This window comes from Parasynechococcus marenigrum WH 8102, assembly GCF_000195975.1.
GTDB lineage: Bacteria > Cyanobacteriota > Cyanobacteriia > PCC-6307 > Cyanobiaceae > Parasynechococcus > Parasynechococcus marisnigri.
The window spans coordinates 1680178-1698876 of record NC_005070.1 but is presented as its reverse complement, the minus strand read 5'-3'; the positions used below and the strand labels follow the sequence as shown (position 1 = coordinate 1698876).

19 protein-coding genes are annotated in these 18699 nt (G+C 60.7%); 10 read left to right on the top strand and 9 right to left on the bottom strand.

The genetic code is table 11. The features are described from left to right. The first annotated feature begins 9 nt into the window (after positions 1-9). Positions 10-363, top strand: a complete 354-nt coding sequence (locus TX72_RS08905) for an arsenate reductase family protein (RefSeq protein ID WP_011128627.1) — start codon at positions 10-12, stop codon at positions 361-363. Here TX72_RS08905 and TX72_RS08900 read toward each other — a convergent pair. After that, positions 326-1831, bottom strand: coding sequence for a hypothetical protein (locus tag TX72_RS08900; protein ID WP_011128626.1), 1506 nt, complete (start codon positions 1829-1831; stop codon positions 326-328). The two genes, TX72_RS08905 and TX72_RS08900, sit on opposite strands and share 38 nt — an antisense overlap. 76 nt (positions 1832-1907) lie before the next feature. Between TX72_RS08900 and lepB the strand changes: the two genes are divergently transcribed. After that, positions 1908-2585, top strand: a complete 678-nt coding sequence (lepB, locus tag TX72_RS08895) for a signal peptidase I (protein ID WP_011128625.1) — start codon at positions 1908-1910, stop codon at positions 2583-2585. Here lepB and TX72_RS08890 read toward each other — a convergent pair. Continuing rightward, on the bottom strand, positions 2575-3834 hold the full coding sequence (locus tag TX72_RS08890; protein ID WP_011128624.1) for an amidohydrolase family protein: 1260 nt from the start codon (positions 3832-3834) through the stop codon (positions 2575-2577). The genes lepB and TX72_RS08890 overlap by 11 nt on opposite strands. A gap of 3 nt (positions 3835-3837) precedes the next feature. Beyond that, entirely contained in the window at positions 3838-5166 is a 1329-nt protein-coding gene (locus tag TX72_RS08885) for a histidine phosphatase family protein (RefSeq protein WP_011128623.1), read from the bottom strand. A gap of 76 nt (positions 5167-5242) precedes the next feature. On the opposite strand from TX72_RS08885, the gene TX72_RS08880 reads away from it, so the two are divergent. The 6 genes from TX72_RS08880 to TX72_RS08855 all read left to right on the top strand — a co-directional run bounded on the left by TX72_RS08880 (position 5243) and on the right by TX72_RS08855 (position 11977). Continuing rightward, positions 5243-6511: a CPBP family intramembrane glutamic endopeptidase gene (locus tag TX72_RS08880; protein ID WP_011128622.1), complete on the top strand. Its 1269-nt coding sequence runs from the start codon at positions 5243-5245 to the stop codon at positions 6509-6511. Between the two features lie 54 nt (positions 6512-6565). Next, positions 6566-7006, top strand: coding sequence for a hypothetical protein (locus TX72_RS08875; protein ID WP_011128621.1), 441 nt, complete (start codon positions 6566-6568; stop codon positions 7004-7006). Next, the gene (locus tag TX72_RS08870; RefSeq protein ID WP_011128620.1) at positions 7006-8805 is read left to right on the top strand and encodes a peptidoglycan D,D-transpeptidase FtsI family protein; all 1800 of its coding nucleotides are present in this window, start codon (positions 7006-7008) and stop codon (positions 8803-8805) included. The genes TX72_RS08875 and TX72_RS08870 overlap by 1 nt, the downstream gene beginning before the upstream one ends. Before the next feature lie 50 nt (positions 8806-8855). Then, positions 8856-10028 (top strand): transaldolase, encoded by a 1173-nt coding sequence (locus TX72_RS08865; RefSeq protein WP_011128619.1) that lies wholly within the window; start codon positions 8856-8858, stop codon positions 10026-10028. Positions 10029-10108: 80 nt separating this feature from the next. After that, the gene (locus TX72_RS08860) at positions 10109-10492 is read left to right on the top strand and encodes a Crp/Fnr family transcriptional regulator (protein WP_011128618.1); all 384 of its coding nucleotides are present in this window, start codon (positions 10109-10111) and stop codon (positions 10490-10492) included. A 9-nt stretch (positions 10493-10501) separates the two neighbouring features. Further along, a complete protein-coding gene (locus TX72_RS08855) occupies positions 10502-11977 on the top strand; it encodes an FAD-binding domain-containing protein (protein WP_011128617.1) in 1476 nt (491 codons plus the stop codon). Here the strand turns inward: TX72_RS08855 and TX72_RS08850 are convergent. Next, positions 11974-13119, bottom strand: a complete 1146-nt coding sequence (locus tag TX72_RS08850) for an NAD(P)/FAD-dependent oxidoreductase (RefSeq protein ID WP_011128616.1) — start codon at positions 13117-13119, stop codon at positions 11974-11976. The genes TX72_RS08855 and TX72_RS08850 overlap by 4 nt on opposite strands. Positions 13120-13700: 581 nt before the next feature. On the opposite strand from TX72_RS08850, the gene TX72_RS08845 reads away from it, so the two are divergent. Continuing rightward, entirely contained in the window at positions 13701-14201 is a 501-nt protein-coding gene (locus TX72_RS08845) for a hypothetical protein (RefSeq protein ID WP_011128614.1), read from the top strand. 457 nt (positions 14202-14658) lie between these two features. On the opposite strand, the gene frr is transcribed toward TX72_RS08845, so the two are convergent. Then, entirely contained in the window at positions 14659-15207 is a 549-nt protein-coding gene (frr, locus tag TX72_RS08840; RefSeq protein WP_011128613.1) for a ribosome recycling factor, read from the bottom strand. A gap of 39 nt (positions 15208-15246) precedes the next feature. After that, positions 15247-15960: a UMP kinase gene (pyrH, locus tag TX72_RS08835; protein ID WP_011128612.1), complete on the bottom strand. Its 714-nt coding sequence runs from the start codon at positions 15958-15960 to the stop codon at positions 15247-15249. Between the two features lie 83 nt (positions 15961-16043). Between pyrH and TX72_RS08830 the strand changes: the two genes are divergently transcribed. Beyond that, positions 16044-16232 carry a hypothetical protein gene (locus tag TX72_RS08830; protein ID WP_042504393.1) on the top strand — a complete coding sequence of 63 codons (189 nt, stop codon included), beginning with the start codon at positions 16044-16046 and terminating at the stop codon, positions 16230-16232. A 3-nt stretch (positions 16233-16235) separates the two neighbouring features. On the opposite strand, the gene cobO is transcribed toward TX72_RS08830, so the two are convergent. From cobO to TX72_RS08815, 3 genes are read right to left on the bottom strand one after another with little or no spacing between them, the layout of a single operon-like run. After that, positions 16236-16901 (bottom strand): cob(I)yrinic acid a,c-diamide adenosyltransferase, encoded by a 666-nt coding sequence (gene cobO / locus TX72_RS08825; protein ID WP_011128610.1) that lies wholly within the window; start codon positions 16899-16901, stop codon positions 16236-16238. Continuing rightward, positions 16901-17545, bottom strand: coding sequence for a class I SAM-dependent methyltransferase (locus tag TX72_RS08820; protein WP_011128609.1), 645 nt, complete (start codon positions 17543-17545; stop codon positions 16901-16903). Before TX72_RS08820 ends, cobO begins: the two co-directional genes overlap by 1 nt. After that, on the bottom strand, positions 17545-18687 hold the full coding sequence (locus TX72_RS08815; protein WP_042503754.1) for a site-specific integrase: 1143 nt from the start codon (positions 18685-18687) through the stop codon (positions 17545-17547). The genes TX72_RS08820 and TX72_RS08815 overlap by 1 nt, the downstream gene beginning before the upstream one ends. Positions 18688-18699: the final 12 nt, after the last annotated feature.

Sequence of the window (18699 nt, the reverse complement as noted above, 5' to 3'; positions counted from 1 at the left end):
ACAGCAGACATGCTTCAGGTTTACAGCTACAGCCGCTGCAGCACCTGTCGACGGGCTTTGTCCTGGTTAAAGGAGTCTGGCCTGGAGCACACGGTGATCGACATCACAGTTGACCCGCCCTCGCGTCCGACCCTGGCCAAGGCCAAGGAGCAATTTGGTGACCGTCGCCCACTGTTCAACACCAGCGGACAGAGCTACAGGGCACTGGGAGCTGCAGTCGTCAAGGCCATGACCGACGACGAAGCACTCGATGCCTTAGTTGCGGATGGTCGCTTGATCAAGCGACCGTTTGTCGTTGCACCTGACGGGCAGGTCTTGGTGGGCTTCAAAGAGGAGGTTTGGCAGGCCCAGTTGAAGGGCTGAAATTCAGTCCATCCAGTTCGTTGATCAAGTCATCCACTCCCCCTTGATCACGCAGCTGACGGAAGCTTGAGCGCTTGATGTCCTCCAGAAACGACGCCAGCAGCGTCTGGCTTTGTTCCAGCACAGGCCCGTCATCCAAAACTCTGGCCAGCTCTTCCCAAAATCGATCCAGCGCATCGGTCCCCAGTTGATCAAGGGCTTGATCGTGCTGACCCAGACGGCTTCCGGTGGTTCTGGAGAGATCCAGCATGGAATCAATCACGCCACTGGCCAGCTGCCGACTGAGCTCAGATTCCGCTTTCAGCAGGCCTGGAAGTCGTTGCAGTGTGTCGGGTCTGATCCGGCTGGTCATGCCTTGTTGAAGCACATGGCTCAGCAAGGCCACCAGTTGAGGCCGTAGTGAAGGCCCCACCCGGGTGAGCAGCAGAGGCACCCAGAGTCGCAACAGCTCCAACAGCTCACGCTGGTCGTTCTGGTCCGTGGTCTGGTACGTGCAAAAACCCCGAATTCGCTGCGGCAGCTGGGGTGATCGGATGATCTGCTGCAGGGCATCCACCACGCGAATGGTGATCACCTCAAACAGCTCCAGAGCGAGGAGCGCCACAACGCCTCGGCTGATAACGGCCCTCAGTGGTTCCAGCTGGATCAGTCCTGAGACGGAACAACGTTCGGTTACAGGAACGATCCGCAGCAGTCGCCAGAAAGGAATCAGCAGGGGTAGATCAATCCACCGACGCAGCAGGGCATCCCGCCAGCGAATGGCGGGGTAGCGCCGTTTCAGCCGCAGGGTTCGCAGCAGAATGTCGAAAAGGAACAGCAGCTGGAATGGAGTGTCGATTCTCCAGCTGAGATCCGTGAGCTGGCCGCTGTCGTCAAGGCTTCGCCAGTAATTGGTCTCCACCAGCGGCAGGATCTGCGTGCGCCAGAACGCTCGTTCCTGACTCCATTCGACCCCCTTGATGTGATCCGGGTCGAACAACAAGGATGCCGATTGTCGGGCGGATTCGAGGCCGGCATGGGCTCGCAGCCGGTTCTTGATTTTTTCCAGCGCGCCGGTGTTGCCAGAACTCAGGAAGGGATTGGCCTCCAACATGCCCAGCGTGAGCTGGCGTTGTCGCTCCAGCAGTGGGTTCACCGTCGCCGGCGACTGAGCAGGGCTGCTCAGGGCCTGATCCAACACCTGGAACTGCTCGAGATACCTCTGGGTGTCCCGGTGCGGTTCGATGCCCTTGATCCGGTCATAGACCGGGGTGATGTCCGGCAGCCAGGGCAGCGGCACCACCAATGGCAGCGTTGGCAGCGGGTAGAGATTCCGTTGCAGCCAGAAGTTGCGCAGGGGGATGTAGGAGACATCGAAAATCACCCAGGCCAGGTTCGTGGCGGCCAGCAGTGCGATCGCCTGGTCCCATCGGCGCCAGGAGCTCCAACGGGTGGATCGGGATAGCCCGTGCCAGCGGGGACGGATCATCGGCTGATCAAGGAGCTCAGGAGAAGAGGCTCGGTATCCCATCTATCGTGGGCCAGATTTCCCCGGAAAGGGCCAGTTGGCAAGCGATCGTTCAAAGACAAACGCGGGAAATCAACATCCCTTCTGGGATTTCTGGGGGCCAATTCTTTTCATGTTCGCCCTGTATCTGGGCATTCGTCAGGTCTTGGTTGAAGCTCGATACATCCCCTCAGGGTCGATGCTGCCTGGCCTTCAGATCCAGGATCGGCTGCTGGTGGAGAAGCTCACTTACCGATCACGCCCCCCGAAGCGTGGAGAGATCGTCGTCTTCAACTCCCCCTATGCCTTTGACCCGGCCTTGAAGACGCCGGTGCGTCCTTCAGCGGTGCGCTGTGCCCTGGTCAACCTTCCCTTGCTCGGCCTGATCCCTGGACTGGGCAATCCCGCTTGCGACGCCTACATCAAGCGGGTGATCGCCATTGGCGGCGATCGAGTTGAGGTCAGCCCCAGTGGAGCGGTCACCCTCAACGGACAGCGCATCGAGGAGCCTTATGTGGGTCAGGCCTGCCTGGTCAATCAGCAGGGAATGAGTCCCTGTCGAACACTCAACGTCACCGTTCCCAAGGGCTCGGTGCTCGTGTTGGGTGACAACCGCCGCAACAGTTGGGACGGACGTTTCTGGCCAGGTGGGGCTTTCCTGCCGGAGCAGGAGATCATCGGCCGGGCCGTGTTCCGCTTCTGGCCCTTCAACCGTTTCGGTCTTCTCAACGACTGAGGCCGCAGGCCACCACCCGCCCCTGCAGGGTGCGTCCCAGCCAGGGGAGGTTGGCGGCTCCCGGTGCTGCTGGATCATCGCGGCTCACCGTCCAGCTGATCTCGGGGTCAAACAGCAGCCAACGGCGGCTGCCGATCAGCAGCGATTCCGCCGGCTGGTCCAAAAAAGCGGACGGACCGAAACTGAGCAGCTCCCAGAGGGATTCGATCGAGAGGTCACCCTGATCAACCAAGGCAGACCAGAGCGCCGGCATCACGAGGTGGTGCCCACTCAGGCCTGGAGGCCGCTGATCCGCCGGCAGCAACATGTCTTCCTCATCAAGCGGCACGGCATGCACGGCGACCGCCTGAATCAGGCCGGACTGCAGGGCTGAACGCAGGCGCAACCTGTCCGCAGCTCCCCCCAGTGATGGACGCACACGGCAGCCTGGATCAGTGCTGGAGAGGCTGCTGCCATCGACCAGCAGATGCCACCAACACACACTGGCCTTCAGCTGTGGGTCGGCCTGGCCGAGGAGGTCCACAGCCGCAGCTGTGGAGATGTTCATTAACCGCAGCTGCCGGTCGGGATGACGTTGCTGCAGGGCCAGCAGCTGTTGAAGGGGCAGCAGTTCGCTGATCAAGGGATCGGGTGCCCAGCCCGCCCGCAGGGTCTCGACACCCTCCCGAGCCAGGCCGTCCCCCTGGAGATTCGGATCCCTGGGGGCAATCAGCACGGGGCAGGATCCCATTTCGCCGAGCAGCAGACCTCTCTCCAGCAGCGGCAATGGCACAACGGCATCGTCATCGGCAAGGCCGATGGCACCGTGTTCCAGCAGATCGCCGTGGGGTGCCAGCTCGTCTCCTTTGCCGTTCAGGCTGAAACCTCCCCAGAGGGGCAGGTGAACCGACGACGGGTCCGCGTTCTGCAGGCCGATCAGGCGCTCCGGCTGATCCCGCCAGCTCTGCCCTCGCGGTAACAGGGCCACCTGGCCGTATCCCCCTGCCGCAGCGCAACGCCGCAGGCTGCGGATCGTTTCCGTTGGCCCGCTGATCGGTGAAGGCAGAACCGTATGGGGGTCCACCAGGCAGGGGGCCAGAAGTTGCTGGGGGGCAACGGTCGCTTGAATTCCCAGTCGCGCCGCTGCTGTGCGTGCTGCATCACCGAAGCCGCTGAGAACACCTGATTCGATCAGGGCAGCACCCTGCTGAAGCTCCGTTCCGGGACCATGCAGGATCCGCACCGGATCCAGCAGCAGGGTGTCGTGCATGGGTCAGAGGGCGCCCGCGGCGGTCCGATCGATCACACTCCCGAAGTGGGACGTGAGGTTGAGACAGGTCACCACTGCAGGCTGGCTCGGATCCGGAGTGATGTCGACCACGGTGACCCCGCCATTGCCCTGCTTCACCGCCCAGATGTCGGCAGGTGTCAGGCCGAGCAGATCGCAAAGGATGGTCTTGTTGACGGCATCATGGGCCACAACAAGGGCGGTCTCCTCGGGTTTCAGCCCTTTGGCGATCTCCTGCCAGCTGGTAACGGAGCGGGCCCAGACGTCTTGAATCGTCTCGCCCTCCGGCATCTGAACCGTTTCAGGAGAACGCTTCCAGGTGTCCAGCAGCTCGGACCACCCCTCCCGGATCTCGGATTCGAGCTTGCCTTCCCAGAGTCCATGGCCGATTTCCACGAGGCCATCGATCTGCGTGAGGGGCACCCCGGAATGGGCTTCGAGGATGATCTCCGCGGTTTTGGTCGGCCGGGAGAGCGTGCTGCTCCAGGCACGATCGATGGACACATCCTTGAGGAAATCGCGTGCGGCGGCTGCCTGGCTGCGGCCATGGTCGTTGAGGGGGATGTCGATCTGCCCCTGAAAACGCCCCGCCTTGTTCCAGTCGGTCTCGCCGTGGCGCACCAGGATCAATCGGGCACCCTTCCCCCTGTCCGGCAGCGGTTGCAAATGGGTGGTGCTGTTGAGGCACTCAATCTGCACCTGTGGCTGATCGACCCCAGGTCTCAGGTTGAAGATCGAGAGTGAGGTGTTGTCGACCCTGAGTCGTCGGAATCCCTGCTCGGGTTCTCCGAGCAGGGTGAGCATCAGGCAACGGAGGATGGCGTTGTGGGCCACCACCAGCACCGTGCCGTCCTGGTCAACCGGGTGGCGTTGGAGCAGGCCATCCACGAAGCTGCGGGCCTGATCCATCAGCTCCACCAGCGGGCGATAGCTGCTGCCGTCCCGCCGCTGCAGGTCCAGTTCCAGTGGCTGGCGCTTCCAGGTGGCGAAATCCACGGGGTGGCGTTCCGTGAGCTCATCGATGCTCATCCCCGACCAGGGCTCCAGGTCCACCTCCAACAGCCCGTCATCGAACACCGGTGTCGGTGCCGAACCGCCGCGCCCCTCAAGCAGCGAGGCCGTGGTGGATGCCGCCCGTTGCAGGGGGGAGCTGTAGATCGCGTCGAAGGGAACCTCCGTCAGGCTGGCGCCGAGCCGGCGAGCCTGCTCGTGTCCCTCCTCGCTCAGGTTGGACAGGTCGTCGCGACCCTGGATGCGACGTTCCTTGTTGAAGCTGCTCAGACCGTGGCGGACCAGGAGTAGGCGGAGGGTCACCGTTCAGCGTCAAGGCGCGGCCATCGTATGGGGCAAGCCCTTTAGAGGGACAATCGGGTGTAGTCGAGCCCACCTGGTGTCCCCCAGCTCCCCTCGCCAGGCCCCCGTTCCGCCTTGGAAAAATCTGCTTGGGGCCCTGTCCCTGCTGGTGGCTGCCTTGATCTGGACGTCGGGTCTGGTGAACAGCCTCTCAAGGCCTTCCGTAGCGCCGAGTCTCAACCTTCAGCAGCAGGAAGTTCAGCTGTTGGCTGAACCGGCTCTGCCGGACACGTTGGGTTCAGTTTTAAGGGGGGGCGAGAACCCGCGCACCATCCTCAAGGGGTCGCTGGAGCAAATCCCTGCAGCTGATCGTTCCTGGCGTCAGACCCAGCTGTTGGACCTGCTGCAGAACGAAGTGGCGACGGTGCCGGAGATCGATGCGGCAGACGATCCGCTGCTGGATCGACTGCTTTGCGAAGCTCGCGGAGGCGCCTCTGGCGACTGCATCAACCCGGCCGTGGCTCGATCCGCGGCCGTTCGTTTGTCCGTGAGTGCCCTGCTGCCGCTGATCACAGCCGTCACTGGCACGGCCCTGCTGCTTGGTCAGGGCTGGCGTCTCTGGCGTGGCCGCCGTGAGAGCTGGCCGGATCTCAAAGGTCCGACCCTCACTCTGCTGGACATGGCTCTGCTGGTGGCCGGTGGATTTGTCGTGATCAGTGCCGTCGGTGTTCCGCTGCTGGTCCTGCCACTGGTCTCCAGGCTGACCGCTGGATTGGACAGCCCTCGTCGGGAAGCGGTGGGAGTGGTCATCAACTACAGCGTGATGGCCTTACCCAGCCTGTTGATCCTGCGGCGTCAGCTGGCCAGCCTGCCCAAAGACATCACGCCCGAAGGGGGCTGGCTGCAGTGGCGGTGGCGGCCGCTGTCAGGAGCCTTCTTCACCGCTCTGGCCGGCTGGTGCAAGGTCACCCCCATCGTCGTGCTTACCGGTTGGTTGCTGGTGCGGCTGTTCGGAGATCCCGGAGGAAGTAATCCGTTGCTGGAACTGGTGCTGGACAGTCGGGATCCGCTGGCACTGTCCCTGCTGGCGTTGACTGCGGTGGTGCTGGCTCCCCTGTTCGAAGAAGTGATTTTCCGCGGCACGCTGCTGCCGGTGCTGGCCCGTCGGACCGGTTCGGTGACAGGTGTAGTGCTTAGCGGTCTGCTGTTCGGAGTGGCACACATCAGCATCGGCGAACTGGCCCCGCTCACCGTGCTGGGGATTGGGCTCGCTCTGGTGCGTTTATCGAGTGGACGACTGTTTCCCTGCGTGTTGATGCATGCCCTCTGGAATGCGGTCACATTCGTGAATTTGCTCCTCCTGTAAGCCTTGCAGTGGCCAGTTGTGAGTGGTTGACTGGCACATTCGCCTGTAACTCCGGTGGTCGCCGCTCCGGAACAGCGCCCCTCAACAACAGCCCTCGAGCTGATCCAGGGCTCGTTGTCAGCCGGCCGGATTGCACGGCGTTCTCCTCTGATTGGGGGACTGCATCGTGTTGCTGATGGCAGTCTGCTCGGGGTGTTTGCCGCCCTTGCGGTTCTGGCCGGTTTCACTCTGCACTGGCAGCACCGTTGGACCGTGGCCTTTCAGCGCTTGGATGCCACAAGACTGCTGGCCCATCGCCTGACGGAGTCCACAGCTGTTCTTGAGCAGAATCTTCTCCGCGGCACCAGCCGACCTGAAGATCTGGTCCCAACCAAGGTGGTCAACCTCGTCTACCTCGAGCAGCCAGCCACGATTCCAGCTGCGACTTCACCACGACCCGATCTGCTGCAGTCCCTGGAGCAACTGACGCAACGGCGGATCCACCCCGGCTACTGATGCCCCGGACCGTTTCTCCTCCATCCCGGAGACGGCCACGCCCTCGTGTCGTCCCCCTGGCCAAGGTCCCCCCCAGGCGGCTGTGGATTGTTTTCCTGATCCTATGCACTGGCCTTGTTGGTCTGGTGGGTCGGATGGCTTGGCTGCAGGTGGTCCAGACGGGTGAGCTGGAGTCCAGAGCCCGTCGCCTTCAGACCCAGACCAGCACAACATTGGGGCAACGCCGCCCGATCGTCGATCGCAACGGTCGACTGGTGGCGATGGATGAAGTCCGTTTTCGGCTCTGGGCTCACCCGCGCTACTTCAATCTTCCTGGTGATGACCCGGGCTTGGTACGACCGCCTAAGGATGTGGTGGATCTGCTTGCTACACCCCTGGCCCAACCGGCTCCGCAGCTTCTCAAGCAACTGGGCCAGAGACGCTCGGGGGTCAAGCTCGCCGAAGGGCTGGATCCGGAGACGGCTGAACGCATCCGTTCCCTGGGCATTAGCGGCCTGGATTTGGAGGCTTATCCCCAACGGGTCTATCCCCAGGGGGAACTCTTTGCCAACGTCGTCGGTTTCCTCAACGACGAGCGTGTTCCCCAGGCGGGCCTTGAGCAGAGCAGGAACGCTGAACTGCTGAGGCATGAGCAGTCCAGGCGTCTGCGCCGCGGTGCGGACGGCACACCACTTCCCGATGATCTGCCCCCTGGGGCGTTCTATGGCGATGACTTGCGCTTGCAGCTCACCCTCGATGCCCGGCTGCAGGAGCTCGCTGTTCAGGCTCTGGCGGCCCAGGTCGCCAAGTGGAAGGCCAAGAAGGCGGCCGCCATCGTCATGGATGCCACCAATGGTGAACTGCTGGTGCTGGCGTCAACACCGACCTACGACCCCAATCGCTACTGGCGCTTTTCACCGGCACGATTCCGTGAGTGGTCCGTGCAGGATCTCTACGAACCCGGGTCCACCTTCAAGCCGATCAATCTGGCTCTGGCGCTTCAAGAGAAAGCGATCCGTCCCAAAGACCGTGTGAATGACGTCGGTCAGCTCACCATCGGCGGTTGGCCGATCAACAACCACGACAAGGAAGCCCACGGTCTGGTGGATTTCGCCAAGGTCCTGCAGGTGTCCAGCAACGTCGGCATGGTGCAGGCGATGCAACGCCTGGATCACAACACCTACTGGGACTGGATGAATCGTCTTGGGATTGATCGGCGTCCGGACACGGATCTTCCTGGGGCTGTTGCCGGTCAGCTCAAGACAAAAGAGCAGTTCATCTCCCATCCGATTGAGCCGGCTACCACAGCCTTCGGTCAAGGGTTCTCGCTCACCCCGTTGAAATTGGTCCAGCTTCATGGGGTCTTAGCTAATGGTGGTCATTTGGTGAGTCCTCACATCACCCGTGGGTTTCGCTCTGGCGATGCTCTCGCGCCTGCGGCAGACCCCGGCGGTCAGCCCCTGCTGAAGCCTGAGGTGACCCGAACGGTGATGGCCTGGATGGAATCTGTGGTGGACAAGGGCAGCGGTAAGGGGGTGAAGACACCCGGTTACCGCATCGCCGGCAAAACAGGGACGGCGCAGAAAGCGCTCAACGGCATTTATCTGCCTGGAGCCAAGATCTGCAGTTTTGTGGCGACCCTGCCTGTTGAGGATCCGCGGTATGTGGTTCTGGTGGTGGTCGATGAGCCCCAGGGAGCTCACGCCTACGGCTCCACGGTGGCTGTTCCGTTGGCGAAGCAGATCATCGACGCCCTGCTGATCGTGGAGAAGATCAGCCCATCGAAACCTGCAGAATTGAACAAGGCGATGACGAGCTGACGGCTCTGAAATCGCAGCTACGTTTGCAACAAACGTGCCACGTCCCCGCCATGGCAACCCTGCTCGACCAGCTCTCTGCGATGACCGTCGTGGTGGCGGATACCGGTGATCTCGAGGCAATCCGTAAGTTCACGCCGCGTGACGCCACGACCAACCCGTCGTTGATCCTGGCGGCTGCACAAATACCTGCTTATCAAAGTTTGATTGATGAGGCGCTGCGTTCCTCACGCAAGCTCATCGGTGATGCAGCTCCTGTTGAAGACGTAGTGCATGAAGCCCTGGACGAAATCAGTGTGATTTTCGGTAAGGAAATCCTCAAGATTGTTCCCCGTCGTGTGTCTACTGAAGTCGATGCACGCTTGAGCTACGACACCGATGCGACGATCGAGAAAGGTCGCAAGCTGATACGCCTTTACAACGATGCTGGCATCAGCAATGACCGCGTTCTGATCAAGATCGCGTCTACCTGGGAGGGCATCAAGGCGGCCGAAGTGCTGGAGAAGGAGGGAATCCACTGCAACCTCACCCTTTTGTTCGGTTTCGGTCAGGCCGTGGCCTGTGCTGAAGCTGGCGTGACCTTGGTTTCTCCCTTCGTGGGACGTATCCTCGATTGGTATAAAGCTGACACCGGTCGTGATTCCTATCCAGGCCCAGAAGATCCCGGCGTGATCTCAGTGACCCGGATCTTCAACTACTACAAGACATACGGCTACAAAACTGAAGTCATGGGAGCCAGCTTCCGCAACCTCGATGAGATCACGGAACTGGCTGGCTGTGATTTGCTGACCATCTCACCCAAGTTGTTGGATCAGCTTCGCGAGAGCGATGCATCCTTAAGCCAGAAGTTGGATGCGACTAATCCCAGCGGCGGTGAAGAACAAATCCATGTGGATCGCGAACGCTTCGACGCGATGATGGCGGCGGATCGCATGGCGACGGACAAGCTCGGCGAAGGGATTAAAGGCTTCAGCAAAGCCATCGAAACCCTTGAGCATCAACTGGCGCATCGCCTTGCTGAACTCGAAGGGGGTGAAGCCTTCCGTCATGCGGTTCAAGAGATTTTCATGCTTAATGACATGAATGGTGATGGCTGCATCACCCGTGATGAGTGGCTGGGGAGTGATGCCGTCTTCGATGCCCTTGATCTCGACCATGACGGGCGTCTGACCCCTGAAGAGGTGCGTAAGGGTTTCGGTGCAGCACTGACCCTGACCACGGCTTGATCCGTTGGGTGACGAATCGAGCGGTCTTTACTTCCTTTTGAATTTCAGTCCCCACACTTTGAAGATCTGGATTCAAATCGATGCACGCCCTTGACACGATGCGCGCTCTTGCGAGCAAGAGCGAAGTGTTGACTTTGAACAGTGGCGACGTTTTGTTCAATAGCGGTGATTCAGGTTTAACGATGTACGGAATTCTCGAGGGTTCGGTTCGACTCTCCTGGAAAGATAGTTTAGGGAATCAGGGCCATGAGGATATTCCCTCTGGACACGTGTTCGGAGCAGGGGCTCTGGTGATGGGTGATCATCAGCGTCTCGGTACAGCGACGGCGATAGAGGACTGCCGCTTGATCGAGATGACCCGGGAAAAATTCCTGTTTGCGGTTCAAGAAGCACCGATGTTCGCCATCGAACTGCTGGCCTCCATCGATGAGCGCCTGCGCGACATCAAAATGGGTGTGAATTGATCACCCCCGTTGTCGTCTCTGCAGATCGTCTGGTTCAAGCGCGATCTGCGGGTCGATGATCACCGCCCCTTGCTGGAGGCGGCAGCACGTGGGCCTGTGCTTCCGCTTTATGTGGTGGAGCCGGAGTTGTGGCAGCAGCCCGATGCTTCCGAGCGGCAGTGGTTGTTTTGCAGGGAGTCGTTGTTGGAGTTACGGCAAGCCCTGGCGGAGCTGGGTCAGCCTTTGGTGGTGCGCTCAGGTGATGTGGTGCAGGTGCTGGAGCGGGCCCGACGTCAGTTCGGGGTGGATGGGCTGTGGAGCCATGAGGAAACCGGTAACGGCTGGACGTATCAGCGCGACAAGCGCGTGGGCGCCTGGGCGCGAGCGCATGGCATTCAGTGGGGTGAAATCCGGCAGTTCGGCGTGACGCGGCGGATGCGCAGCCGCAACGGCTGGGCCAAGCGCTGGGAGGAGCAGATGGCAGAGCCCATCACTCCTGCCCCTGCTGGGGTTCCCGCTTTGGAGGAGATCGATCCCGGTGTGATTCCGGAGCGTCCTTGCCCTGAGCTGTTGCCGGATGATTGCTCGCAACGCCAAACCGGCGGACGTTCAATCGGCCTGGGGGAGCTGCGCGATTTTCTGCAGCATCGTGCTCCGTGTTATCAACGGGCGATGTCGAGCCCCAAATCGGCGTTCACGGGGTGTTCGCGCTTATCGGCATACCTCGCTTGGGGTTGCCTCTCGATGCGGGAGGTGCTGCAGACCAGCCGCCACCACAGCGGTCGCGGCGTCAGCAGCTTCGAATCGCGGCTGCACTGGCATTGCCACTTCATCCAGAAGCTGGAGGATCAGCCAGAGATTGAATTCAGCGATTTCCATCCGTACATGCGGGGCATCCGCGAGACGAATGCCGAGCGTTTGGCGGCCTGGACTGAGGGCCGAACTGGTGTGCCGTTTGTGGATGCCTGCATGCGGGCGCTGAAGGCCCATGGCTGGATCAACTTCCGCATGCGGGCGATGTTGATGTCGTTTGCCAGTTACAACCTTTGGCTGCCCTGGCGTGACAGCGGATTGCATCTTGCTCGCCAGTTTGTCGATTACGAACCAGGAATCCATTGGAGCCAATGCCAGATGCAGTCGGGAAGCACCTCGATCAACACAATCCGGATCTACAACCCGATCAAGCAGGGCATGGATCACGACCCCCAGGGGGTATTTATCCGTCAGTGGTGCCCGGAACTCAAGGATGTGTCCACAATTCACATCCATGAGCCCTGGATGCTCGGCGGCGGTCGGTCGGCCCCGATCGTGGATGTGACCACATCGATGCAGCTGGCCAAAGACAGGATCTGGGAGATTCGCCGCTCAGCCGGTTTTGATCGTCATGCCGATGCGATTCAGCGCATGCATGGCTCCCGTAAAGCGGGCCTTAAGCCCACCGCCAGTCGCCGTCGCCAGAAGCGCTCCAATGACAACGGTGTACGACAACTCAGTCTTGAGCTTTAGTTGCGCTGCAACAGCAGCCTTTTGATTACCCGCTGGGCGATGTCGCCGTAGCCCAGCTCTCCCGACAGGATCTGGGCAATGCGCCGTGGCGCGGTGGGCCGCTTGATTCCAAGCTGATAGCCCACTCCTGGGAATCTGTAAAAAACCTGCGAAATACGCCGGCCCCAAGCCATCGACTCCCCCCAGCGCTTTCGCATCGTGCGGCTGTAGCCCTGCAGATCCTTACTGTCGCCCTTGAGCCATTGGTTCAGATGCCGAGCAGCCTCGCAGCCACTCATCAGGGCGGGACGTAATCCTTCTGCCAAAAATGGATCGCAAAGCGACGCTGCATCGCCGACGACCACAATGCCGTTGCCATCGAGGCGATGATGGCCACTCCAAACGCGCAGCTTGCCCCGCTGACGGATACCGGCATCGGCAGGGAAGCCTAGATCTGGTAAGAGCTGAGCCAAAACTTGATCTGGGTCAGCGTCTTGTTTGCCGATGAAGCTGCCGACACCGATGTTCACTCCATCGGCGATCGGAAACGCCCAGGCAAAGCCCTGCTTCACCAGTCCGAATTCAAAGCGGGTACTTCCATCGGCCACATTGCCCTGACCCTCCAGTCGTACCGACATGGTGGTTGCCAACTGTGGATGCTTGGCTCCAAGGCCGAGCCGTTGGGGCCAAGGCGAATTCGACCCATCGGCAATCACCACTGCCTTGGCTTGCCAACGGCGACCATCGCTTGCCGTTACTTCCCACACATCTCTGCTGCGGCAGATATCGACGACTTCAACGCCTGTGAGCCGTTCCGCGCCTGCCCCAATGGCCTGATCCACCAAGAGTTGATCGAGCTTTTCGCGCCGCACGATCCAAAACGGCGCATCCCCCGGCAGGTTGGCCACCACCGGATCCTCCAGACACCAGCTGAAATCCACGCGCCCGATGACCTGCTCCACCGCCGGCTCGAGCGAGAAGGGAAACCATTGCTGCACTGATGCGGCCATGCCGCCACCACAGGGTTTGATCCGCGGCTTGGCATCGCGTTCTAGTACCAGCACGTTGTGCCCAGCTGCCGCCAGGTGGGCTGCTGCGGCTCCACCGGCGGCCCCTGATCCGACGATCAATGTGTCGTGAATCCAACCAGAACTGACGCTCACACCTCGACGATGTCAAGGACTGGGTTTTGGCCAAGGTTGAGTCTTAACACGTTCTGCAAGTGCCCTTCTGTAACCCATTCATCATCGCCAACCATGAGGCGCACACAGGTCAAAAAGAGATGAGACAGCAATGTTTCGACCGCTGCCCCTTCCCCGTTAATCCATACCCCTGCCTCTTCACTAGCGGTTGTGCCAACGACTCACGATCAATTCAACGCTTGATGCACAGCCAGGTTCCTTGCTGACTCCATGCAGCGCCATCATCTGCGTGATGGTTTGAGCGAGCAGTCTCATGATTGTTTCTTGTTGAGCCCTGACGACTCGAACATCATTGTCGAAAGACATGTCTGTAATCCTTGGAGTGGTGTTGGCCCTACCACCCTCATGTCGATGATGCTGATCCTTCTGGTCGCTTCTTTGAAAGCTGTCTCGGCATTGATCCTCTGGGTGTGTCCTTTGCTCTGTGAGGGAAAGGTGATTTGAGGCGCCAGATTCTGCAATGCTCCGTAACAAATTGAGTTGTTTTGGAGGGCATGCTCTGCTAAAAAGAGTCCAGTATTAGATTGTGGGCTTCGTTAATAATGGAAAAGCCGGGAATCATCTTCTTGGGACTTGGTGTTGTTCAGCGCGAGCGTTTGGAACTCAAGGCAATGCAGGTGGGCTTTCGTATTCGTCGCAGATTGAGTGATGATCTAACCGTTTTGGTGGTTGGAGAAGATCCTGACTTGCCAATTCCCGATGCGTTGAGTTCGCCTGACTTGCTCAGAATCACTTTGGCTGAGTACGAAAAGATGGGCGGCCCTGAATCTCTGCTTGACATTGTTCGTTCGTCGCAGCAAGCCAAGACTGTTTCCTCTTCAGAGCCTCCAAGACGTCCAACCTCTCTCTTGGCGCAATTTAAGGCGTTCACCGTAAGGGACTGGATTGTTTTTGTTGCGAAGGGTATTTGTGGCGTGGTCGTCTTTTTGATCGCAATCATTTTTGCGTCCTCGATCTTTGGCGCCTGGCTGGGATCTGTCTTGATTATCGCTTTGTTGATTGGAGTGGTTTACAAAGTTGCTTCTCTTTTGATGGCCTCTTGATCTGATTTGTCGCTGACATTTGATTCACGGTGGTTGTCATTGCCAAGGCCAGTTGGTTCTGCTGATGAGACGGTCGGATTCGCTTCAGTCATGGTTCGCGTCTTGGCTTTGAACTTGTCTTTTTAAGCAACTATTGATGGTTAAGGTAGTCGTATTTCTTGGGACGGCACTGTTCAGGCCCCACGACCGTCGCGGTTCAATAGCAAGCACCGGCAGATACCTTGCGCGTGCGTTTGAATTCATATTGTCCAGTTCTCCGGAAGCTGCCCAGCTGTTCAGGGGGTCGTTGAAAATCCCAGACTTCTGAATTGAAGTTTTCTCGGGAAGGATTATTAACAGTATTTTAGGGGCTCGTTCGGTTCAGCTGATCGAATCAAGTCTCTTGGTTTTATTGCACTCTCCTGATTGATTGAGCCGATGTCAGGCAGGTCTGTTACCGGCTCAACGCACTGCAAAGCTAGACCTTGAGAATGTCGGCTTCCTTGTCGGCCAAGTGCTTCTCCAGTTCGGCGATGAACTTGTCGAGTGTCTTTTGAACGGCATCCTGTTCATCACGGCTTTGATCTTCCGAGAAGTCGCCGTCTTTTTCCTGCTTCTTGACTTTGTCGATCGCGTCGCGGCGCAGGTTGCGCAGGGCCACCTTGCCTTCCTCTGCGTATTTGGAGGCAAGCTTGCAGAATTCCTTGCGGCGTTCTTCGGTGAGGGGCGGCACGTTGATCCGGATGATCTTGCCGTCGTTGTTGGGGGTGAAGCCCAGCTCGCTCATGGCGATCGCCTTTTCGATCGAGGCCAGGGCGCTGATGTCGAAGGGCTGGATTTGGATCGTCTGGGAATCCGGGGTCGACAACGTGGCGAGGGATTTCAGCGGTGTCTCGGCGCCGTAGTACTCCACGCTGATCCGATCGAGCAGGGAGGAATTTGCCCGGCCGGTGCGGATCGTGTTGAAGTTGCGCTGGGTGGCCTCCACCGACTTGCGCATGCTGGCTTCGAGGTCCTGGGTCGACATGGTTGCTGAGGAAAGAGGCGTGCGGGCGTGGCTGCGTTGTCAGGCGGGATTGCCGATGCGGGATCCGATGGGTTCTCCGGCCACGGCTCTGCCGATGTTGCCAGGTTCAAACAGGTTGAAAACAACAATCGGAATGTTGTTGTCTTTGCACAAGGCGATGGCGGTGCTGTCCATCACGGCCAGTTCACCGCTCAGCACATCCTGATAGGTGAGATGGGCATGCTTCACAGCGTCGGCATGCTTGGCCGGATCCTTGTCGTAGACCCCATCCACCTTGGTGGCCTTGAACACCACATCGGCATTGATTTCAGCGGCCCGCAGGGCTGCGGTGGTGTCGGTGGTGAAGAAGGGATTGCCGCAACCGGCGCCGAACACCACCACCCGACCCTTCTCCAGATGTCGCATCGCCTTGCGGCGGATGTATGGCTCCGCAACTTCCTGCATCGCAATGGCCGTTTGCACCCGGGTGGGGACTCCGGCCCGCTCCAATCCGTCCTGCAGAGTGATGGCATTCATCACCGTGGCCAACATGCCGACGTAGTCCGCCGTGGCCCGCTCCATCCCAGCCGCAGATCCTTTGAGGCCACGGAAGATGTTGCCGCCGCCCACCACGATGGCCAGTTCCGTGCCCCCGGCCACCACCTTGGCGACGTCGGAGGCGATCGAATTCACGATGGCGGGGTCGATTCCATAACCCTGCGTACCCATCAGGGCTTCGCCGCTGAGCTTCAGCAGCACACGGGAATAGGTCATCCGGTTCCCAGATCCAAATGACAGTAGCAAGTACTGGCCAGATCACCCTGCCCTCGTTTGGATGGGTGAACCGTTCCGACCGGATGCCCGAGACCGAAAGCAGTCACAGCGGTGTGATGGCCAGACTGACCCTGTCGGCCCTGGAACGGGCCAGCTGCGATCCCGCTTGCTGGAAGGATCCTGTGGTGCATCGGGCCTTGCTGGTGAGTGGCCTCTCCGTGTTGACGGAAGCCACCAAGCGTCTCAACGAGGATCTGGAAGCAACAGCCTGATCGTCAGTACTCGATTCCTGCCTGGGCCTTGACGCCCTGCTCGCGGAACGGGTGGTGGACCAGGGTCATCTCTGTCACTAGATCAGCTCTCTCCACCAGAGCTGCGGGCGCCCCGCGGCCGGTCACCGCCACATGGGTGAGCTCCGGGCGATCGTTCAAGCCGGCAATCACCGTTTCGGCGTCGATGTAGCCCAGCTTCAGGGCCACATTCAGCTCGTCCAGCAGGACCAGTTTCACAGCGCCATCACGCAGGTACCCCAGGGCGGTTTGCCAGGCCTCTTCCACCAGCTGTTGATCCCGTTCCCGGTCCTGGGTTTCCCATGTGAACCCCTCCCCAAGGGCATGCCAGCTCACCTGATCGCCGAAGGCTTTCAGCGCCCGTGCTTCTCCGGGTTCCCATCCCCCCTTGATGAACTGCACGATCGCCACCCGCTCGCCATGGCCCAGGCTGCGCAACACCAGCCCCAGCCCAGCGGTGGTTTTGCCCTTCCCCTGGCCGGTGAACACCAGCACTAATCCCTTTTCTTTGTTGCGTTCCTCCACCCGCTGTTTCTGCACCTGCTGGCGCCGTTCCATCCGCTTGCGGTAACCGGCATCGTCGGCTTCAGGGGCGAGCTTGCCCCCCATGCCCAGTTCGGCGGCGGATTGATCGAGATCGCTGCTGCTCATTAGGACGTGCTGGCTGCGGAACGGGTTGCGGTGATGCGTTGCAAAGCCTGACCCGCCAACAGTTCCTGGTTCACCGCAGAGAAACCCAGCTGCTTCAGCTGAGCGGGGAGGTCGTCCTCCAGCATGGCGGTGGCGGTGTCGGTTTCAAACAGGGCACAGAACAACTGCTGCGGTAGCTGCAGCCATGGCCCTGCTGGGTGCAGGTCCACCACCACCAGCCAGCCACCGGGTTGCAGCAGCCGCAGACAGCTGCGCAGCACCGCCTCCCGGTCGCTCCGCGGGAATTCGTGCAGTGCCACACTCAGCTGGATGGCCGCGAAGCTTCCATCCGCCAGTGGGGGGTCTTCCGCCAATCCTTCCACCCGGGTCATCGCGGGATGCCGTTGCGCCGCGAGGGCAAGGGCACGCGGTGAGATGTCGAGCCCTGTGACGCGGTAGCCGGCCTCCAGCCAGGGGGCGGCCGCCTCGCCGCTGCCGCAGCAGAGGTCGAGCACGGCGGCGTCCGGGTTGAGATGGGGGCCTAAAGCCTCCAACCCCAAGCCTCGCAACCGCGCCACCCCGCCGACACTCAACGACGAGACGGCCGTCACCAGGTCGTAGATCCAGCGATGCCGGTAGGCCAGTGGCCGCAGAAAGGAGCTCATCAGGCCTGCTGGCGTGCCAGGGCTGCATCCACCGCCTGCTGTTGATCACGACGGGTGATCCAGTGGTGATACGTGCGGGTGTGGATCGCCACGGAGTGTCCCATCATCCTGGCGGCAACGGTATCGGGAAGTCCGATGTGGATGGTGCGCACGGCCCAGGCATGGCGCAGGTCGTAGGGGGTGATCGGCAAGGCGTAGCGGCGGAACTGTTCACTCACCCGTCGCCCCACCTGCTGCAGGGTGGTGCGGCGCAGATCGGTCTGGATCTGCGGCAGTGCCTCCTCACAGCTCCCCAGGCTGGTGAGGCTGAAGCGGTCCACCCACTCAGGCTGGAATGGCCACACCTGGTGTTCACCTGTTTTGGTGGTGGGCAGCACCCGGATCACCCGGTCACCGTGCTCGGCCAAGGCACTGAGATCGCAGAAAAACACCTCGTGGTTGCGCAATCCATAGGTGGCCATCAGGCCGTAGGCCAGCCGCCATCGGGGGTTGGGGATCCGCAGCACCGCTTCGAGGATCTGTGCGTCTGTCGGCAGCTGCCGGAAGCGTGCCCGGTGCAGCCCATAGCCGCCGGCTTCCTGTCGCCAGTCCTCCGGCAGGGCAAGGCCGAGATGCTGGGCCAGGGCCGCGAGGGCCGTGGAACACTGCTGGCGACTGCGGCTTCCATCCTCGTAACTGCGCAGGGTTTGCAGTAGCAATGCAGCGTTGAGTGGGGCTTCACCGCTGAGGTGGCGCAGGCGTCTCAGGTAGGGGAGGTAGGCCCCACTCCAGGTGGTGCGGCTGCCGGCGGCGGCGCGGCGACGGCGGGGGTCGCTGAAAAAGGCTTGTTCGAAGGAGCCGATCGCTGCGTCTGCACCGGTTCCGGTTGATCCGCGCGGCTTGCTCTGCCAGTCCTCCCAGTTGAAGCGCTCACGATCCAGCTGCCGTTGAACCTGATCCAGGCTCTCCCTGGCCTCCTGCAGGCCAGCGGCATCGGCCCGGAGCCCCAGGCTGATGCGCTGCACCTTGGTTTTGGACGTTTCTTCCCGCAGCGGCAGCGGTCCCCTCAGGTTGAGGCTCTGGCCCCGTTGCTCGATGCGCAGCCGTGTCCCCTGGACAGCCAGCTGCGCGTTGAGGGCATTCAGGCTGTTGCGAAGGTCCATAGCTGAGGCTTC